Annotated in this window: 15 protein-coding genes and 2 pseudogenes; 6 read left to right on the plus strand and 11 right to left on the minus strand. The window is 57.2% G+C overall.

Annotated elements, in window-relative coordinates:
• Window positions 1-11: 11 nt before the first annotated feature.
• From THS5294_RS10990 to THS5294_RS11000, 3 genes are all read right to left on the minus strand, one after another.
• On the minus strand, window positions 12-878 hold the full coding sequence (locus tag THS5294_RS10990) for an ABC transporter permease subunit (RefSeq protein WP_058123802.1): 867 nt from the start codon (window positions 876-878) through the stop codon (window positions 12-14).
• Window positions 875-1,756: an ABC transporter permease subunit gene (locus tag THS5294_RS10995; protein ID WP_058124176.1), complete on the minus strand. Its 882-nt coding sequence runs from the start codon at window positions 1,754-1,756 to the stop codon at window positions 875-877. Before THS5294_RS10995 ends, THS5294_RS10990 begins: the two co-directional genes overlap by 4 nt.
• Window positions 1,757-1,828: 72 nt before the next feature.
• Complete coding sequence (locus THS5294_RS11000; protein WP_058124177.1) at window positions 1,829-3,130, minus strand: extracellular solute-binding protein; 1,302 nt, start codon at window positions 3,128-3,130, stop codon at window positions 1,829-1,831.
• Window positions 3,131-3,441: 311 nt separating this feature from the next.
• Between THS5294_RS11000 and THS5294_RS11005 the strand changes: the two genes are divergently transcribed.
• Window positions 3,442-5,598, plus strand: a complete 2,157-nt coding sequence (locus THS5294_RS11005) for an esterase-like activity of phytase family protein (RefSeq protein ID WP_058123803.1) — start codon at window positions 3,442-3,444, stop codon at window positions 5,596-5,598.
• A 92-nt stretch (window positions 5,599-5,690) separates the two neighbouring features.
• Here THS5294_RS11005 and THS5294_RS11010 read toward each other — a convergent pair whose 3' ends face one another.
• From THS5294_RS11010 to phnC, 7 genes are all read right to left on the minus strand, one after another.
• Window positions 5,691-6,146: a GNAT family N-acetyltransferase gene (locus tag THS5294_RS11010; RefSeq protein WP_058123804.1), complete on the minus strand. Its 456-nt coding sequence runs from the start codon at window positions 6,144-6,146 to the stop codon at window positions 5,691-5,693.
• Window positions 6,136-6,753: an LbetaH domain-containing protein gene (locus THS5294_RS11015; protein ID WP_058123805.1), complete on the minus strand. Its 618-nt coding sequence runs from the start codon at window positions 6,751-6,753 to the stop codon at window positions 6,136-6,138. Before THS5294_RS11015 ends, THS5294_RS11010 begins: the two co-directional genes overlap by 11 nt.
• Window positions 6,754-6,755: 2 nt before the next feature.
• The gene (locus THS5294_RS11020) at window positions 6,756-7,397 is read right to left on the minus strand and encodes an SDR family NAD(P)-dependent oxidoreductase (RefSeq protein WP_058123806.1); all 642 of its coding nucleotides are present in this window, start codon (window positions 7,395-7,397) and stop codon (window positions 6,756-6,758) included.
• A gap of 3 nt (window positions 7,398-7,400) precedes the next feature.
• Entirely contained in the window at window positions 7,401-8,714 is a 1,314-nt protein-coding gene (gene phnE, locus THS5294_RS11025; protein WP_058123807.1) for a phosphonate ABC transporter, permease protein PhnE, read from the minus strand.
• Window positions 8,711-9,589 carry a phosphonate ABC transporter, permease protein PhnE gene (gene phnE, locus THS5294_RS11030; RefSeq protein ID WP_058123808.1) on the minus strand — a complete coding sequence of 293 codons (879 nt, stop codon included), beginning with the start codon at window positions 9,587-9,589 and terminating at the stop codon, window positions 8,711-8,713. The genes phnE (THS5294_RS11025) and phnE (THS5294_RS11030) overlap by 4 nt, the downstream gene beginning before the upstream one ends.
• Before the next feature lie 65 nt (window positions 9,590-9,654).
• Window positions 9,655-10,566 (minus strand): phosphonate ABC transporter substrate-binding protein, encoded by a 912-nt coding sequence (gene phnD, locus THS5294_RS11035; protein WP_058123809.1) that lies wholly within the window; start codon window positions 10,564-10,566, stop codon window positions 9,655-9,657.
• A 92-nt stretch (window positions 10,567-10,658) separates the two neighbouring features.
• A complete protein-coding gene (phnC, locus tag THS5294_RS11040; protein WP_058123810.1) occupies window positions 10,659-11,459 on the minus strand; it encodes a phosphonate ABC transporter ATP-binding protein in 801 nt (266 codons plus the stop codon).
• Between the two features lie 305 nt (window positions 11,460-11,764).
• Between phnC and THS5294_RS11045 the strand changes: the two genes are divergently transcribed.
• Window positions 11,765-11,959, plus strand: coding sequence for a hypothetical protein (locus THS5294_RS11045; protein ID WP_139278624.1), 195 nt, complete (start codon window positions 11,765-11,767; stop codon window positions 11,957-11,959).
• On the opposite strand, the gene THS5294_RS11050 is transcribed toward THS5294_RS11045, so the two are convergent.
• Window positions 11,956-12,894: an aldo/keto reductase gene (locus THS5294_RS11050; RefSeq protein WP_058123812.1), complete on the minus strand. Its 939-nt coding sequence runs from the start codon at window positions 12,892-12,894 to the stop codon at window positions 11,956-11,958. The two genes, THS5294_RS11045 and THS5294_RS11050, sit on opposite strands and share 4 nt — an antisense overlap.
• Before the next feature lie 453 nt (window positions 12,895-13,347).
• Here THS5294_RS11050 and THS5294_RS11055 point away from each other — a divergent pair.
• From THS5294_RS11055 to THS5294_RS18910, 4 genes and pseudogenes are all read left to right on the plus strand, one after another.
• Window positions 13,348-13,788: pseudogene (locus THS5294_RS11055) on the plus strand (IS110 family RNA-guided transposase); the annotation flags it as partial.
• Window positions 13,789-13,855: 67 nt separating this feature from the next.
• Window positions 13,856-14,095 (plus strand): annotated as a pseudogene (locus THS5294_RS11060) (transposase); the annotation flags it as partial.
• 242 nt (window positions 14,096-14,337) lie between these two features.
• Window positions 14,338-15,189, plus strand: coding sequence for an IS110 family RNA-guided transposase (locus THS5294_RS18610; protein ID WP_233486468.1), 852 nt, complete (start codon window positions 14,338-14,340; stop codon window positions 15,187-15,189).
• A complete protein-coding gene (locus tag THS5294_RS18910) occupies window positions 15,113-15,709 on the plus strand; it encodes a transposase (protein ID WP_442478156.1) in 597 nt (198 codons plus the stop codon). Before THS5294_RS18610 ends, THS5294_RS18910 begins: the two co-directional genes overlap by 77 nt.
• Window positions 15,710-15,711 lie beyond the last annotated feature (2 nt).

Consider the following 15,711-nt stretch of genomic DNA (forward strand, 5'->3'; position numbering starts at 1 on the left):
TTTTCTTTTGCCTACTTGTCGGATTCAGTGAGGCCCTTGACGAACCAACTTTGGAAGAAGACCACCACCAGAACGGGGGGAATAACGGCCACCAAGGCCAGAACGTTCGAACGGCCGTATTCCGGCACCACAGCGCCTTCCAGAACTTGAACGATCTGCTTGATGCCGCGCACCAAGGTGTACATGTCCTCATCGGTCGTGATCATCGTCGGCCACAGGTATTGGTTCCAGCCGTAGACGAACATGATGATGAACATCGCCGCGATCATGGTTTTGCTTAGGGGCATAAGGATATCGATGAAGAACTTGACCGGGCCCGCGCCATCGATCCGGGCGGCCTCAACCAATTCTTCGGGCACGGAGCGGAAAAACTGCCGAAAGAAAAACGTGGCCGTCGCGGAGGCGATCAAGGGGATGATGAGGCCCTGATAGGTGTTCAACATGCCCAGCCATTGCACCACCTCATAGGAGGGCAAAATGCGCACTTCGAGCGGCAACAAAAGCGTCGTAAAAATCAGCCAAAACGCCAGCGTGGCGAAACGCAGCCGGAAGTAAACAATCGCATAAGCGGCCAACATGCCGATAAGGATTTTACCCACCGCGAACCCGATCCCGAGGATCAAGCTGTTCTTGAGCATCGACAGCCCGGAGTTTTCCCCCGCGAAGCCCGACGCCTCAAACATCGCCTTGTACAAGTTGTCATCGAACTGATCGCCGATTTTCAGCGTGGGGCCTGTCTTGATGATTTCGGTGTCGGGGATGGTTGTCATCTGCAACAGCATCACCAGCGGCAAGATCATGAACAGGCTGCCCAGAATAAGCACGCCATGATCCACGATCATCGAAAGTTTGAGTTTGCGCATTTTGGAAAGGCTCATGTGTAGTGGATCCGCCGGTCGATCAGGCGGAACTGAAAGATCGTGAGCGCCAGCACCAACACCATCAGGATCACGGATTGTGCCGACGACCCGCCCAGATCATTGCCGCGGAACCCATCGACATAGACCTTGTAGACCAGCGTCATGGGGTTGTTGCCCGGCTCTCCCTTTACCACCGTGTCGACGATGCCAAAGGTGTCAAAGAGCGAATAAGTGATGTTGATAATCAGCAGGAAAAAACCAGTGGGCGCCAACAGCGGAAAGGTCACATCCCAGAACCGCCCCATGGCAGAGGCGTTGTCGATCAACGCCGCCTCGCGCACTGAACGCGGGATGGATTGCAGGCCCGAGAGAAAGAAAATGAAGTTGACCGGCACCTGTTTCCACACTGACGCCAGCACCATGGCAAAAGCGGTGTCGTTAAAGTTCACTCCCACCAGATAGGTGTAGTTAAACATGCCGAAAAACTGCGTCAGCGGACCCCAGCTTTGGTTGAACATGATCACCGCGATAAAGCCCGCAACAGGCGGTGCCACGGCATAGACCCACATCAACAGGGTGCGGTACGTCTTGGCGCCGCGCAGGATCTTGTCGGCCTTAACCGCCAACAACAATGCGATCGCAAGAGAGAAAAACGTCACCAGCACCGAGAACACGACAGTGAAGCTCGCGATGCGGTGGTATTCGCGGCTGGTAAATAAATCCGCGTAGTTCTGGAGGCCCACGAAGGTGGACCCAAACCCAAAGGGATCTTGCAAATAGAACGAAGACTGCAGGGCCACGACCGTGGGCCAATAGAAAAAGACTGCGATGATCACGAGCTGCGGCAGCAACAAAAAGACTGGCAGCGATACAGTGGTAAATCCGGCGCGTTTCATGATCCCCTCCGGCAAAAACATGGGCGGCTGCCGTTAGAAGCAGCCGCCCAATCGAGTTATCGACGACAGGCCTTAGCCTTGGGTCTTGGCAAACCGTGCAAGCAGTTGGTTTGCTTCGGTCTCGATGTTCTGGAACGCGTCCTCAACCGACGTCTCTCCGGTCAGGATACGGCCGTATTCACGGTTCATCACGTCACGGATTTGCACGTAAAAACCCATGCGGTAGCCGCGTGTGTTGTCGCCTGCGTCGAGGGAAAGCTGCTGGATACCAACCTCGGCTGCGGGCTGCTCATTGTAGTAGCCCTGCGCCTTGGCCATGTCGTAGGCGGCCTCAGTGATTGGCACATAGCCAGTCTCTTTGTGCCAGAAGACCTGTGTTTCGGGCGACGACAGATACTCAAAGAACTTCGCGGTTGCTGCGTTTTCTTCTGCCGAATGACCGGACATGGCGAACAGGGCTGCACCACCGATGAAGGTCTGCGTGGGCTCTGTGGTCACAGCTTCCCAATAGGGCATGAAGGTGGCCGAGAAATCAAAACCGAGGTCTTTTTTCGCAAGCCCACCGAAGGAGCCCGAAGAGCCGAGCCAGATTGCGACTTTGCCTTCTTCAAACGGTGTTTGGTTGTCGCCCCAACCGGTGCCGTACCATTCGAACAGACCGTTTTCTTTCCAGTCGGACAAAGCGGTGAAGTGTGCCTTGATTGCGTCGTTGTTCACGAGGATCTTGGTGTCCAAACCATCGTAGCCGTTGTCATTCGTGGCGAATGGCAGGTTGTGACGGCTGTGGAAGTTTTCGGTAAAGATCCAAGGTAGGTGCGATTGCGCCAGCGGGATGTAGCCTGCTTTTGCCAGTGCGGGCGCCGTGGTTTCTTGGAACTCTTCCCATGTCTTGGGGGCCGAAACGCCAGCCGCTTCCAACGCATCAACATTGTAGTACATGATGGGCGAGGAGGAGTTGAACGGCATGCCGATCATCTTGCCATCGCTGTCAGCGTAAAAATAGCGCACGCCCGAAATGTAGTCTTCGATGTCAAAGGCAACGCCGTTTTCGGACAACAGGGTTTGCACCGGGATCGTCGCACCCTCGGCACCGATCACTGTGGCAGCACCGGCATCAAACACCTGCATGATGTTTGGCTGCTCACCTGCGCGGAATGCGGCGATACCAGCGGTGAGCGTTTCTTCGTACGAGCCCTTGAACACGGGGGTCAGCTGAACATCGCCCTGGGAGGCGTTGAAGTTTTCAACCATCTGGTTGACGGTCTCACCCAGCGCGCCACCCATGGCATGCCAGAGTTCGATTTCGGTTTGTGCGGTGGCAGCCGTCGTGAGCGCCAAAGACGCAGCAACGCTGATGAGCGTGGTTTTGGACATTCCTGAACCTTCCATTGAACAGAGCCTGTCAGGCAAAATTGTGTTGGACAGAAACGGCGACGTGGGGCGGCTGTGGCATTCACGCTGAACCGCTGCCCCAAGCCTCGCTCTGCGCCGCTGCTCTGAAGCAGCAATGCGAAGGATAGTTAACATTTTTGCAAAGGTTATATGACGGCGGCATATTTCTGCGCCCGCGCCGCGGATCATGGGGAAAGCGATGCGTAGTTTTACAAAACTGTCTTGCGCCCTTCACCGAACTGTCACCGTACCGCTGCACGCGTATTCTGGTTACTAACTGGGGAAAATCTCAAATGATCCGTACATTCGCCGTCATGACATCCGTTGTGGCCTTGTCCGCAGGGGTCGCGCACGCCGACGCCTTTAACCGCATCGCCAGCTTTCCAACCCATCTCAACAACGCCGACACCAACGCCGAAAGCTCCGCTGAGATTATCAGTGCGACGGCGGATGGCATGACCTTGGTTTATTCCGACAGCCCGCTTGAAGTGATCGGCCTGATCGACATCTCCGATCCTGCAAACCCACAGCCCAAAGGCAACATCGCCGTAGGGGGTGAGCCAACGGCTGTGTCCATCATCGGCAACACGGCGTTCGTGGGTGTGAATACCTCCGAAAGCTTCACGAACCCTTCGGGCATGGTAAAGGCGTTTGACCTAACCACCCTGCAAGAGACCGCAGCCTGTGATCTGGGTGGCCAGCCGGATTCCACCGCCGCCGCACCGGACGGATCGTTCATCGCCGTCGCCATTGAGAACGAGCGTGACGAAGACCTCGGCGATGGCCGCGTCGGTCAGATGCCCGGCGGTTTCCTTGTGACTGTGGACGTAGCCAACGGCAGCCTCGACTGTAACACGGTGAACGTCATCGACGTGACCGGGTTGGCCGATGTTGCCCCGCAGGACCCAGAGCCTGAGTTTGTCGACATCAACGCAGAGGGCGAGATCGTCGTCACCCTGCAAGAAAACAACCACATCGTCGTCGCCACCAAAGACGGCGTGCTGAGCCATTTCTCCGCTGGTGCGGTTGATCTGGAGAACATCGACGCCACCGACGAACGGGCCGCGTTGATTTTTAACGAAAGCCAACCCGGTCGCCTGCGCGAACCGGACGCTGTGCAATGGATCGACGACACGCATTTTGCAATCGCCAACGAAGGCGACATGGATGGCGGAACGCGCGGTTGGTCAATCTTTAGCCAAGACGGCACGCTGGTCTATGAAAACGGCACCAGCTTTGAACATTCCATCGTTGAGGTCGGTCATTATCCTGACAAACGCTCCGACAGTAAGGGTGTGGAACCCGAAGGCATGGAATTCGGTGTCTTTGGCAACACGCCGATGGCCTTTATCCTCGCAGAGCGGTCCTCCATCGTGGGTGTCTATGACCTGAGCGACCCTGCGGCCCCAACGCTGGAACAGCTTCTGCCCAGCGGCGTCGGCCCAGAGGGCGCCGTCGCGATCCCGTCGCGCAACCTGTTTGTCACGGCCAACGAGGTTGATCTGATCGAAGACGGCGGCGTGCGCAGCCACGTGATGATCTATGAGTTGCAAGACGCCGCCCCCGCCTACCCACAGCTGACATCGGCCGGTGCCGACCAGCTGATCGGTTGGGGTGCGATTTCGGGCATGGTTGCGGATCAAGACGGCATCGTTTGGGCCGTCAACGACAGCTTCTATGGCTTCCAACCCACGATCTTTAAGATCGACACCAAGACCACTCCGGCCACCATCGTGGATGCACTGCCCGTGACCCGTCAAAACGGTCAAGCGGCCCAGCAGATCGACATGGAGGGGATCACCCTTGACGGCGAAGGCGGCTTTTTTATCGCCTCTGAGGGGCGTACGGACCGCGTTATTCCCCATGCGATCTACCATGTGGACGCCAGCGGTGAGATCCAGTTCCGCTCGGGTGAAATCGGTCTGCCACCCGAGTTGATGGCGGTTGAGCGTCGCTTTGGCTTTGAGGGGATTACCAAGGTTGGGGACACCCTGTGGATGGCCGTGCAGCGCGAATGGGCGGATGACCCCAAGGATCACGTGAAACTGGTGGCCTATAACCTTGAGACAAAGGAATGGGGCGCGGTTCACTACCCCAAGGCGGCCCCTGACACGGGCTGGGTCGGCCTGTCGGAAATCGTGGCACATGGCGACTACATTTATGTCGTCGAACGCGACAACCAGATCGGGGCCGCGGCGGTCACCAAAAAGGTCTATCGCATCCCAGCCGAACAAATGGTCCCTGCCCCCTTGGGCGGCGCGCTGCCTGTCGTGACCAAAGAAGAAGTGCGCGACCTGATCCCTGATCTGTTGGCCCTGAACGGCTATGTCGTGGACAAGGTCGAAGGCTTGGCAATCTTTGAGGACGGCACCGCATGGATCAGCACCGACAACGACGGTGTAGATGACAGCTCTGGTGAGACGTACTTCTGGTCCCCCGGTAAGTTCTGATCTGAACCCCCATCAAACGAAATGCGCCGGTGGTCCCCCGCCGGCGCATTTTTTGTTGGTCAATAGTAGGGGGTTCGGCATCAAATCGCCTCTTAGGTGTCTGATCCTGCTTTGTATTCGACAAAAACCCGCTCGGCGTCGCGCATCAGGATTTTGAAACCCATCCGCAGGTAAAACCGCAGTGCATCTGGATTGGTACTCAACACGCGCAGCCTAACGGGCAGGTTCATGGACGCCGCCAGTTCAATCTTTTGCCGCAGCAAACCCGCGCCAATCCAGCGATTGCGAATTTCCTCGGCAAGATAGAGCTTGGTGATCAAAAGCGCCTCTGGCCGTGGCTCACCGGCAATGCAACCGACGGTTTGGCCCGTTATCACCACCATCTCATGGCCCGCGACCACAAGGCTATCGGCCGTGGCAGAGGGCCGCCATTCACCCCACAGGGCTACGGCATAGTCGCGCATGCAGGCTTCTTCGAGCCGCGGGATTACCGCGGCATCGTCCGGCGTGGCGGACCGCAGTGTGACGTTGGTCGGCCTAGCCGCCATAGCGTTCGAGGAACGCCTCAACCTCTAGCCTGCGGAAATCCTCAAGCGCTGTGCGCAGGCGGTCATGGGACCAATCCCACCACCCAAGCGCGATCAAACGGTCCGCGATATCGCGCGGCTGGCGCAGACGCAGGGGCGTGGCGGGGGTGCCCGCAACAATGGTGTAGGGGTCCACGTCTTTGGTCACGACCGCGCCTGAGGCCACAACCGCCCCGTGGCCCAAGGTCACCTCCGGCTTGACCATCGCGCCTGCACCGATCCACGTATCGTGCCCGATGTGGGCTATGCGCGACTTGCGCTGCGCGAAAAAGGCCCGGTCGCGTGTAGCATCATCCCAATAGTCGTCTGAGCGATACAGGAAATGGTGGCAGGCCGCGGTGTCCAGAGGATGATCTGTGGCACCGATCCGCGAAAAGGCAGCGATATTGGCAAATTTGCCGATCCGAGCATTGGCGATATCCGCATAGCGGTCGCAATAGCTGTAGTCACCAAAGGTCGAATGCGCGATACGGCTGCCTTTGCCGATCTCGACATAAGCACCGAAATGGCTGTCGGTGATTTCACATTCGAGATGCACAAAAGGAATATCCGCAGAAAGCCGCGCCATAATCAAAATGCCCTTTCTTCACCGGTAAAGCGAAAGAACTTTCCGGTGTCTTTGATCGTAAGTCTGTCCGCGATCGCGAGCAGGCCTTGCGCCACGGTGTCCGGGTCATCCTCCGCGTCTGGGCCGCCCATATCGGTACGTACCCAGCCCGGATCGACCAAGGCCACGGGGATGTTTTCAAGCTCCAGCGCGGTGGCCAACCCCTGCATCACTTTGTTCAAAGCGGCCTTTGAGGCGCGATAGGCGATCCTGTCGGCCTTGCGGTATCCCATCCATGCCATCTGTGAGGACACCGACAGAATTTTCGGTGCGGCGCTTTGCCGAAGTCGCGGCAGCACGGCTTGGACCACCGCCAGCGGCGCCATCGCGTTTACGGTCATGGTGTGCGCAAAGCCCGCAAAGTCCATATCCAGCGGCGATTGCCGGGCTGGGGTGATCACGCCCGCGTTGTTGACCAAAATGTCCACTGGCCCCAGACCGACCAGTTGATGCGCGATGGTTGTCGGCTCATCAAGGTTGAGCCGCCAAGTGCCCCCGCGCCCATCCCGCGTGGTGCCGATGGGGGTGTGACCCATGGCCTGAGCCGCCTGAAACAGCGCCCGTCCAAGGCCACGGTTCGCCCCCGTGATCAGGATATTGGCCATCACTCAGTCCTTGCGGCCAATCAACTTGGCCCGCAGCCAGCCCGAGAACCAATCCATGAACATCACCATCGCGATCACGAGAACGATGTAATAGGCCACTTCTTCCCAGTCCTTTTGGGTTTGGATCGCTTGGGTCAGCATCAAGCCGATGCCGCCGCCCGTGATAGCCCCGATGATCGTGGCAGAACGTGTGTTGGATTCGAGGAAGTAGAGGATTTGCGCCAGCAGCACAGGCACCACCTGTGGGATCACGCCAAAACGGTACCGCTGCAACGGCTTGGCCCCGGTAGAGGTCACGCCCTCAATCTGCTTTTGGTCGACGTTTTCCAACGCCTCAGAGAAGATTTTACCAAAAGTCCCTGTGTCTGTGATCAGGATTGCCAGCGCGCCGGTCAAAGGCCCCGGCCCAAAGGCACGCGCCAAAACGACCGTCCAGATCAACGCGTCCACGCCGCGCACGAAATCAAACACCCGGCGGGTAGCGGCCCGCACCACCATGATCGGCGAAAACCGCTTTGCCGCGACAAAGGCCAACGGCAGCGCCAGCATGGCCGCCCCCATCGTGCCCAGAAACGCCATCAGGATCGTTTCACCAATTGCCCAAGCAACATCCCTGTGGCGCCACATCTTGTTGTTCCACCAGTCCGTAACTGCGCCCGCCACGTTCGAGCGGCTTGGATCCAATTGCTCTCCGAACAATATCTCGGTCACACCGTGGCCGTGATAAGGGCTGTCGAGGGTGAACCAGAACAGCTCCCACCCGGGGAAGTAATTGAACACTTCGGTCCGCGCGCCGGTCAGGGTGATCCGACCTTCGGGCGTGGTGATCCCGATGCGCCGCTTGGAGGCTGAGATCCAATCGGGCAAATCCGCAGGCAGGTTCGTCGTCAGGCTGCGGCCCTCGGCCTGCACCTCGATCATCGGAAAGCCCGGGATTTCGACCTCGGTCCGGTTGTTCGGCAGGTAACGCACAATGTGATCCGCACCTAGATCAATGGTGATGATCTCATCACCGGTCACCCAATCGGGACGTTCGCCTTCGGGATAGCGGCCTTTCCGCTCGCCCTCCACGGCATAGTCGATTTCGCCGGTGCGATTGTTTCGGGTGACATGCACCTTATGGGACCAACTGTCCGAAAACAGTGTCACGGCTTTTTCAAGGCTCGCGCGCTGCGCCAGCCCCGGCAGGTCAAACGCGAAAAAGATATAGATGAAGTAAACCGCGATTACGGCAGGAATACTAAAGCCGATCAGACGCTTGCGGCGAAACAGGTTGGCCGCGTGCTCTTTGGTAAGGGTTAGGTCTGCGGTGGTCATTGGCCTTGGCCTTCGGTCAGTCGGTTGCGGTAGTGGCTCGAGATTTGATCAAAAAAGACGATGGTGCCGAACAGCAGGATAAAGATCGCGGCCGCCTCATCAAAACGGCCCGGTCCCCACGCCATTGCGTTGCGCAGCTCATAACCCAGACCGCCTGCGCCCACGAAGCCAAGGATCGCAGAAGCGCGAATGTTGACCTCAAACCGCAGCAGCGAATAGCTGACGTAGTTCGGTGCGACCTGCGGCAGAACCCCCAACAGCATCCGTTGCGACCACGTCGCTCCAGTTGAGGCCAAGCCTTCGACAGGTTTGAGGTCGGCGTTTTCGGCCACCTCAGAGAACATCTTGCCAAGGGCACCGGCCGTGTGGATCGCAATCGCGATCATCGCAGGCACCGGTCCGCCCCCCATCACAAAGATCAGCATCAAAGCGATCACGATTTCAGGCACCGCGCGCATGATGTCGGAAATCCGGCGAAACAGCGGGATCAACCGCGGCCATTTGGCCAGGCCGCGCGTCCCGAGTAGCGACAAAAACAACCCACCCAACGCCCCGATCAACGTGGAGACAGCGGCGATATTGATCGTCTCGACAAGTGCGGGGAAATATTTGGCCACCAGCCCGGGCAACTCGGCCCGCTTTTCCCACGCCTCAGACAGAACATCGGCCGGATAATCACCGATCTGGTGCAACCCGTCCCAGAACCCGCCTGCATTGCGATCATCGGCGACGTTGAACCCCGAGACCATCAACAGCACAAAAATCAACAGCGTCAGCCCGCCATATAACCTGCGGCGCTTCACTTGGGCGGTGTAACTAGATTGAATGGAGTCCACAGTTATCGGCGTGGAGCCTCCTAAGGTCGCGTCTAACATCGCTGGTCCCCGGATAAGAAAAACCGGCGGCCCCAATGGCGCCGCCGGTCAATTGACAAAGTGGATTAGCCGCCGATTTTGGCTTTGCGGGCTTCCACGATGGACACGTATGTGTCGTGTGTGACGGGCTGGAAGCCGAGCGTTTCGCCAGCTGCAACACCGTAGGCGCATTCTTCGTCACGCTCATGCAGACCGTCGACAAGCGCTGTCATTTTTTCCCGCACATCGGCGGGCAGAGCTTTGCGCAGAACGATGGGGCCTTCGGGGATCACGTTGGATTTCCAGATTTGCACCAGCTCGTTCATGTCGATCAGGCCTGCGTCCACAGCTTTGCGAAGCGCGCCGGAGTTGTAGCCGTCTTCCCAGTTGCCCTGAGCATCGGCCCAAGTCACGCCAGCGTCAATGTCGCCGTTGTTGACTGCAACGATGGTCTGCTCGTGGCCACCGGTGAACTTCACTTCACCAAAGTACTCACCGGACTCCATGGTCACGCCGTCTTTGTACTGTGGGATCTCGATGGAGGGGATCAGGTAGCCGGAGGTGGAGTTTGGATCGCCAAAGCCGAACACTTTGTCTTCCATGTCGTCCAGTGATGTCACACCGCTGTCGGCGCGGGCAAACCCGATGGAGTGGTAGCCGATGGAGCCGTCCACGTTCACCTTGATCAGAACGGGATCAACGGCTTCGGGGTCTTGCAGGTAGGTCGCCGCATAAGCCGATGCGCCAAGCCATGCCATGTCGATGGTGCCGCCCAGCAGGCCCTGGATCACGCCGTTGTAGTCAGCGGGGGCGAACAGTTTGGTTTCGACGCCCAGTGTTTCGGTCGTGTAGTCGGCCAGACACTGGTAAGAATTCATGCGGTCTTGGGCGTTTTCCCCGCCTAGGATGCCGATGCGGAATTCGCTGATGTCTTGCGCGAATGCGCCGGTCGTGAGGGCCGTTGTGGCAACAAGCGCCAGTGCGATAGTTTTGGTCATAGGTCTCTCTCCAGAGTGATTGCCCCATCGCCTCATGGCGATCTGTGGGCGGGTCGATGAATGCCCCGTGGTTTCCCGGAGCCAAGACTGGTTCAGGCGATGACTTTTTGCCTGTCCAGTGTTTCGATTTCGGTGGATGTGGCGGCTTCGGAAAAATCCGCGCCAGCGCCATAGATGTCGCGGGCGACACCCGTGGTCAGTTGCTCGGGCGTGCCGTCAAAAACAATGCGTCCATCGCGCATACCGATCACGCGGTCGCAATAGCGGCGCGCGGTGTCCAACGTGTGCAGGTTGGCGATGACCATACGGCCATCTTCCTCGTGGATGGTGCGCAGGGATTGCATCACCACTTGGGCGTTCATCGGATCAAGGCTTGCGATGGGTTCATCAGCGAGGATGATCTTGGGATCCTGCATCAAGGCCCGCGCAATTGCGACGCGCTGCTGCTGACCACCGGACAAAGCCTCCGCGCGCTTTGGCGCCTGCTCCGCAATGCCAAGACGATCCAGAATTTCGATCGCCTTGTGAATGTCGGACTGCGGAAACAGATTGAACATCGTCGCGAGCGTTGAGCGTTTGTTCAGGGTGCCATGCAGCACGTTGGATACAACATCCATGCGCGGTACCAGGTTAAACTGTTGAAAGATCATCGCACACCGCGACTGCCAATCCCGCATCGCCGCACCACGCAGCGATGTGATGTCCTCACCCTCGAACTGGATGGTGCCTTCGGACGCGTCGCTCAGACGGTTCAGCATACGCAGAAGCGTCGATTTACCCGCGCCAGAGCGCCCGATGATCCCAATCATAGTCGGTTGGCCAACAGAGATATTCGCCGCGTCTACGGCAATTTTATCTCCGAACCTTTTGGTGAGTTTTTCAATGTGCAGCATGTCGCCCCCAGTCGTTGAGAGGCGTTTAGGTGGCGTGAACAACAGTTTTGTGACGCTTTTGATTCAAATTTTTTACAAAAATACAAAGGAAATGTGACAGTCAATTCAGTCAGCTAGAAAGCACCTGACATGAAGGCGTGGAAAGTTATCCACAGGTCGTCATAAAACTGTTACACTTTTGCCTGAAAGCCGCGTATCCTTACCGCATGATGAAGTGTATATCTATTTTAGCTTTATTTTGTGGGGCCTTACCCGCGTCCGTTCATGCCAAGATGGCTGATCTAAAGTGCGACGACAGCAAACGCATGACCCAAACTCTTACCCACGTGATGCATGCCGACAGACAAGGTCGCGGCCTGCGCGACCCTGAAACGATGCTAGAGGTTTGGGTCACCCGCCATAATGGCGAGTGGTTGATTGTGCAAAACTACGCCAACGGGACGTCGTGTATAGTGGCCATGGGTGACCATTGGCAAAGCAAGCAGGCGGGGCCGGCTTAGGTCGCCGCCTCCTCTAGCCGATCTGTCGCTGGTGCGGGCCGGGGCGACAACGCCTCAATCCGCGCATAATCGGCGTCACTAAGCCGATACGCTAGTGCCGCGAGCGATGGCTTGAGTTGCTCTGTATTGCGGGCACTGATAATCGGGGCAGTCACCGCTGCATGCCCCTGCGCCCAAGCCACCGCCAAAGTCGCCGCAGGAACATTCATCTCAGCGGCCAGTTCGGATAGCGCATTCGCTGTCTGTTGCATCCAATCCTGCCCATAACGCGCGGCATAGCGGGTATCCGACGACAAACGTCCTGTCCCGCCGACAGAATACTTGCCCGTCAATAATCCGCTCCCGAGCGGCGAATAGGGCGCCACAGCAAGTCCCTCAGACTGGGCCATAGGCAACAGTTCCACCTCGGCCTGCCGTTTCACAAGTGAATACATCGGTTGGATAATGTCGATACGTGTGCCCAAGCGTTCGGCCACGGCTTGCGCCTTAACAACCTGCCATGCCGCGAAGTTTGAAACGCCAATGTATCGAATTTTGCCTGTTTCTTGGAGCCTCGCCAGAACCTCAAAAGTCTCTGAGAGAGGTGTGTGGGGATCCCATCGATGCAGGTAAAGAACATCAATCATTTCGAGCTTCAAGCGCCTCCGACTTTCGTCAAATTGCGCCAAGATTGTCGCTCGCGTGCTTCCGCCGGTGTAGGCCGCTTTGCTCGCAATGATCAGCTGATCTCTTTCGCCTTGCGCGAATTCGCCCAGTAATTCTTCGGACTTACCCTGAGTATAGGCATGGGCAGTATCAAAAAAGTTCACGCCCTCTGACCGACATGCGTCAAACATGGCACGGCTGAGCATAGCGTCCGCTGTTCCGCCAAATTGCATGCACCCGAAACAAAGAGACGAAGCAGTGTTGCCGCAAGTGGTTTTCAGTTCTGTCATAGTTCCCACTCTTTTTTTGTCTAATCGGAAGACTCCATTAGGACACGGGCGTAACGAATATGTGACACGCCTATCCGTCTTTTTAAGGAGGTAGACACCTTTGGTCCTCAATGGTGCGAAGTCTTTTTAACTCAACAAATGAGAGTAAAGTTACATACAGCGCCAAAGCCAATTTTGCGCGGGCCGAAACAATAGATTGCTGCCAAACGCCCAAGTAGGGTGACGGCAGTCCAAGTCGAACCCGTCTCCGATCACTACGGAATGCGTGAACTTATCCAAAACAAAGCTGACGCGACTCGGGAAGAGCGGCGCTTCGGTTGAGATTGAAGGTGTCGCTTAAGCAGAGGTGGCGTTCCTGCTGGGTAATCCCCCCAGTGACCTAATGGGATGAACTGCCTTCCCACCGAGATACCGCTAATGTTGCGGAGAATGGTGGAGAAAAGGATAATTCTGATGGAAATTGCGGTTCTTGGGATCGATTTGGGCAAAGCGGTGTGCAGCGTGGCTGGTCTTGATGGCACTGGTGCGGTTGTCTTGCGTAAGCGCATACAACGCTTCAGGCTCTTGGATTTTCTGGCCAAGCTACCGGCCTGTGTTGTTGCGATGGAAGCATGCGGTGGGGCGCATCACATTGGCCGCTTCTGTCTCGAGCAAGGCCACGAGCCGCGTTTGATGTTGCCGCTTTATGTTCGCCCTTATGTGAAAGTTCACAAGAATGATGATCGGGACGCTGAGGCCATTGCTGAAGCCGCCACACGGCCAACCATGTCTTTCGTGACAATTAAGTCAGAGGAACAGTTGGACTTGCAAGCGCTTCACCGCCTGCGCGAACGACTGGTCCACAACCGGACCCGTCTGATCCATCAAGCGCGGGGCTTCCTGATGGAGCGAGGCGTTCTGGACCTGTCGCGGTTTGGTGCCGCTCCTTTGATAGCATAATGTGCAGCAAAGGAGCCGAGCTATGGGCACAGGAAGAACGGATGAATTTCGCAGGGATGCGGCGCGAATTGCGCTGACTAGCGGGCTGACAAGGCGTCAGGTTGCGGACGATTTGGGCGTTGGGCTTTCGACCTTGAACAAATGGGTGACCGTGCACCGCGACACGGATGTAGTCTCGCCCGAGGACCGCGAGCTTGCGCGGGAGAACGAGCGACTTCGGCGTGAGAACCGCATCCTCAAGGAGGAGAGGGACATCCTAAAAAACCGTTCCGGGTTGGGGGCCGCCTGTGCGCGGTAGAAACAGCCTGTGCTATGTTGCGCTATGAAGGGCAGCGGCCGTTCGCTTATTGGTGGTACCGACGCTGTCGGGATCTCTGTTAAAAAACGTGGTCCATGGGTTGATGCGAACTTGAGAGTGGTGACGCCGTCCTGCGGTGATCCCGGTTAGGAAGATGACGGATTTGCACAGCCTACGCCCTTCTGTTGCCAAGAGGAGGACAGAAGATGGCAAAGCAAAAGACCCAAACGATTGAGACCGTGAACATCGGCGCTGCTGCTGTTGATATCGGCTCGCGTGAACACATGGCTGCGGTAAACCCTGATGTGACGGATGCGCCGGTACGTGCGTTTGGCACCTTTACCCATGACCTGCATGATTTGGCTGCCTGGTTCAGATCGCACGGTGTCACGAGTGTTGCGATGGAATCCACCGGTGTGTATTGGATCCCAGCCTACGAGATACTCGAACAGAATGGCTTCGAGGTCATTCTGGTCAATGCACGCTACGCCAAGAACGTGCCGGGTCGTAAGACCGACGTTAGTGACGCCAGTTGGTTGCGACAGTTGCATTCTTATGGGGTGTTGCGTGGCAGCTTCCGACCATCTGTCGAGATCGCCACTCTGCGGGCGTATCTGCGGCAGCGGGAACGGTTGGTGGAATACGCTGCAGCTCATATCCAGCACATGCAGAAGGCCCTGATGGAAATGAACGTCCAGCTGCATCATGTCGTGTCTGACATCACGGGTATTACAGGGATGAAGATCATCCGTGCGATTGTCGCGGGCGAACGGGATTTGGACGTGTTAGCCGCGTATCGCGACGTGCGTTGCAAGGCTTCAACAGAGACAATCAAAGCCGCGCTCAATGGCAATGATCGCCCCGAACACATCTTCGGGCTGACCCAGTCGCTCGAGCTCTATGACTTTTATCAGGCCAAGATGCTGGAATGTGATCGCCATCTTGAAACGACGCTTGCGGCATTGGGCGCAGATACCGAACATGATCCCAGTCAACTGCCACGCCCAGGCACAAAGACCAAGCACAAAGACCAAGCAAGTCAGCACGCCTTCGTTTGATGTACGGGCTGCACTGTTCGCCGTCCTTGGCGTTGATCTGACTGAGATCCATGGGATGGGGCCGTCGCTGTCACTTAAATTGGTTGGCGAATGTGGCACTGACCTGCGCGCATGGCCAAGCGCCAAACACTTCACCTCGTGGCTCTGCTTGGCTCCGGGTAACAAGATATCTGGCGGTAAGGTGCTGTCATCACGAACAAGGCGATCTTCCAGCCAGGCTGCGGCCTTGTTGCGTTTGGCCGCGGTCACGATCGGGCGCAGCGATACAGCTCTGGGGGCTTTTTGCCGGAGATTAGCGGCACGCGCAGGTAAAGCCAAAGCAGTCACGGCCACCGCGCGCAAGATTGCCGTCCTGTTCTACAACACCCTCCGACACGGCATGACATACAAAGAGCCCGGTGCGTCCCATTATGAGGAACGATACCGCAATCGCGTGCTTGGCAATCTCAAACGTCGAGCCAAGTCACTCGGGTATGATTTGCAAGAGTTACCACCGGAGGCTAACATGGCTGTTTCTTAGGA

This window comes from Thalassobacter stenotrophicus, from assembly GCF_001458315.1.
GTDB classification, from domain to species: domain Bacteria; phylum Pseudomonadota; class Alphaproteobacteria; order Rhodobacterales; family Rhodobacteraceae; genus Thalassobacter; species Thalassobacter stenotrophicus.

What these genes read in the sequence shown, in the direction of transcription:
- phnE (WP_058123807.1), bottom strand. Translation starts at nt 8,714, where the DNA reads ATGACCACCGCAGACCTAACCCTTACCAAAGAGCACGCGGCCAACCTG.
- THS5294_RS18610 (WP_233486468.1), top strand. Translation starts at nt 14,338, where the DNA reads ATGGCAAAGCAAAAGACCCAAACGATTGAGACCGTGAACATCGGCGCT.
- THS5294_RS11045 (WP_139278624.1), top strand. Translation starts at nt 11,765, where the DNA reads ATGACCCAAACTCTTACCCACGTGATGCATGCCGACAGACAAGGTCGC.
- THS5294_RS18910 (WP_442478156.1), top strand. Translation starts at nt 15,113, where the DNA reads ATGATCCCAGTCAACTGCCACGCCCAGGCACAAAGACCAAGCACAAAG.
- THS5294_RS11010 (WP_058123804.1), bottom strand. Translation starts at nt 6,146, where the DNA reads ATGGCGGCTAGGCCGACCAACGTCACACTGCGGTCCGCCACGCCGGAC.
- THS5294_RS11050 (WP_058123812.1), bottom strand. Translation starts at nt 12,894, where the DNA reads ATGACAGAACTGAAAACCACTTGCGGCAACACTGCTTCGTCTCTTTGT.
- THS5294_RS11000 (WP_058124177.1), bottom strand. Translation starts at nt 3,130, where the DNA reads ATGTCCAAAACCACGCTCATCAGCGTTGCTGCGTCTTTGGCGCTCACG.
- THS5294_RS11005 (WP_058123803.1), top strand. Translation starts at nt 3,442, where the DNA reads ATGATCCGTACATTCGCCGTCATGACATCCGTTGTGGCCTTGTCCGCA.
- THS5294_RS10990 (WP_058123802.1), bottom strand. Translation starts at nt 878, where the DNA reads ATGAGCCTTTCCAAAATGCGCAAACTCAAACTTTCGATGATCGTGGAT.
- THS5294_RS10995 (WP_058124176.1), bottom strand. Translation starts at nt 1,756, where the DNA reads ATGAAACGCGCCGGATTTACCACTGTATCGCTGCCAGTCTTTTTGTTG.
- phnE (WP_058123808.1), bottom strand. Translation starts at nt 9,589, where the DNA reads ATGTTAGACGCGACCTTAGGAGGCTCCACGCCGATAACTGTGGACTCC.
- phnC (WP_058123810.1), bottom strand. Translation starts at nt 11,459, where the DNA reads ATGCTGCACATTGAAAAACTCACCAAAAGGTTCGGAGATAAAATTGCC.
- THS5294_RS11015 (WP_058123805.1), bottom strand. Translation starts at nt 6,753, where the DNA reads ATGGCGCGGCTTTCTGCGGATATTCCTTTTGTGCATCTCGAATGTGAA.
- THS5294_RS11020 (WP_058123806.1), bottom strand. Translation starts at nt 7,397, where the DNA reads ATGGCCAATATCCTGATCACGGGGGCGAACCGTGGCCTTGGACGGGCG.
- phnD (WP_058123809.1), bottom strand. Translation starts at nt 10,566, where the DNA reads ATGACCAAAACTATCGCACTGGCGCTTGTTGCCACAACGGCCCTCACG.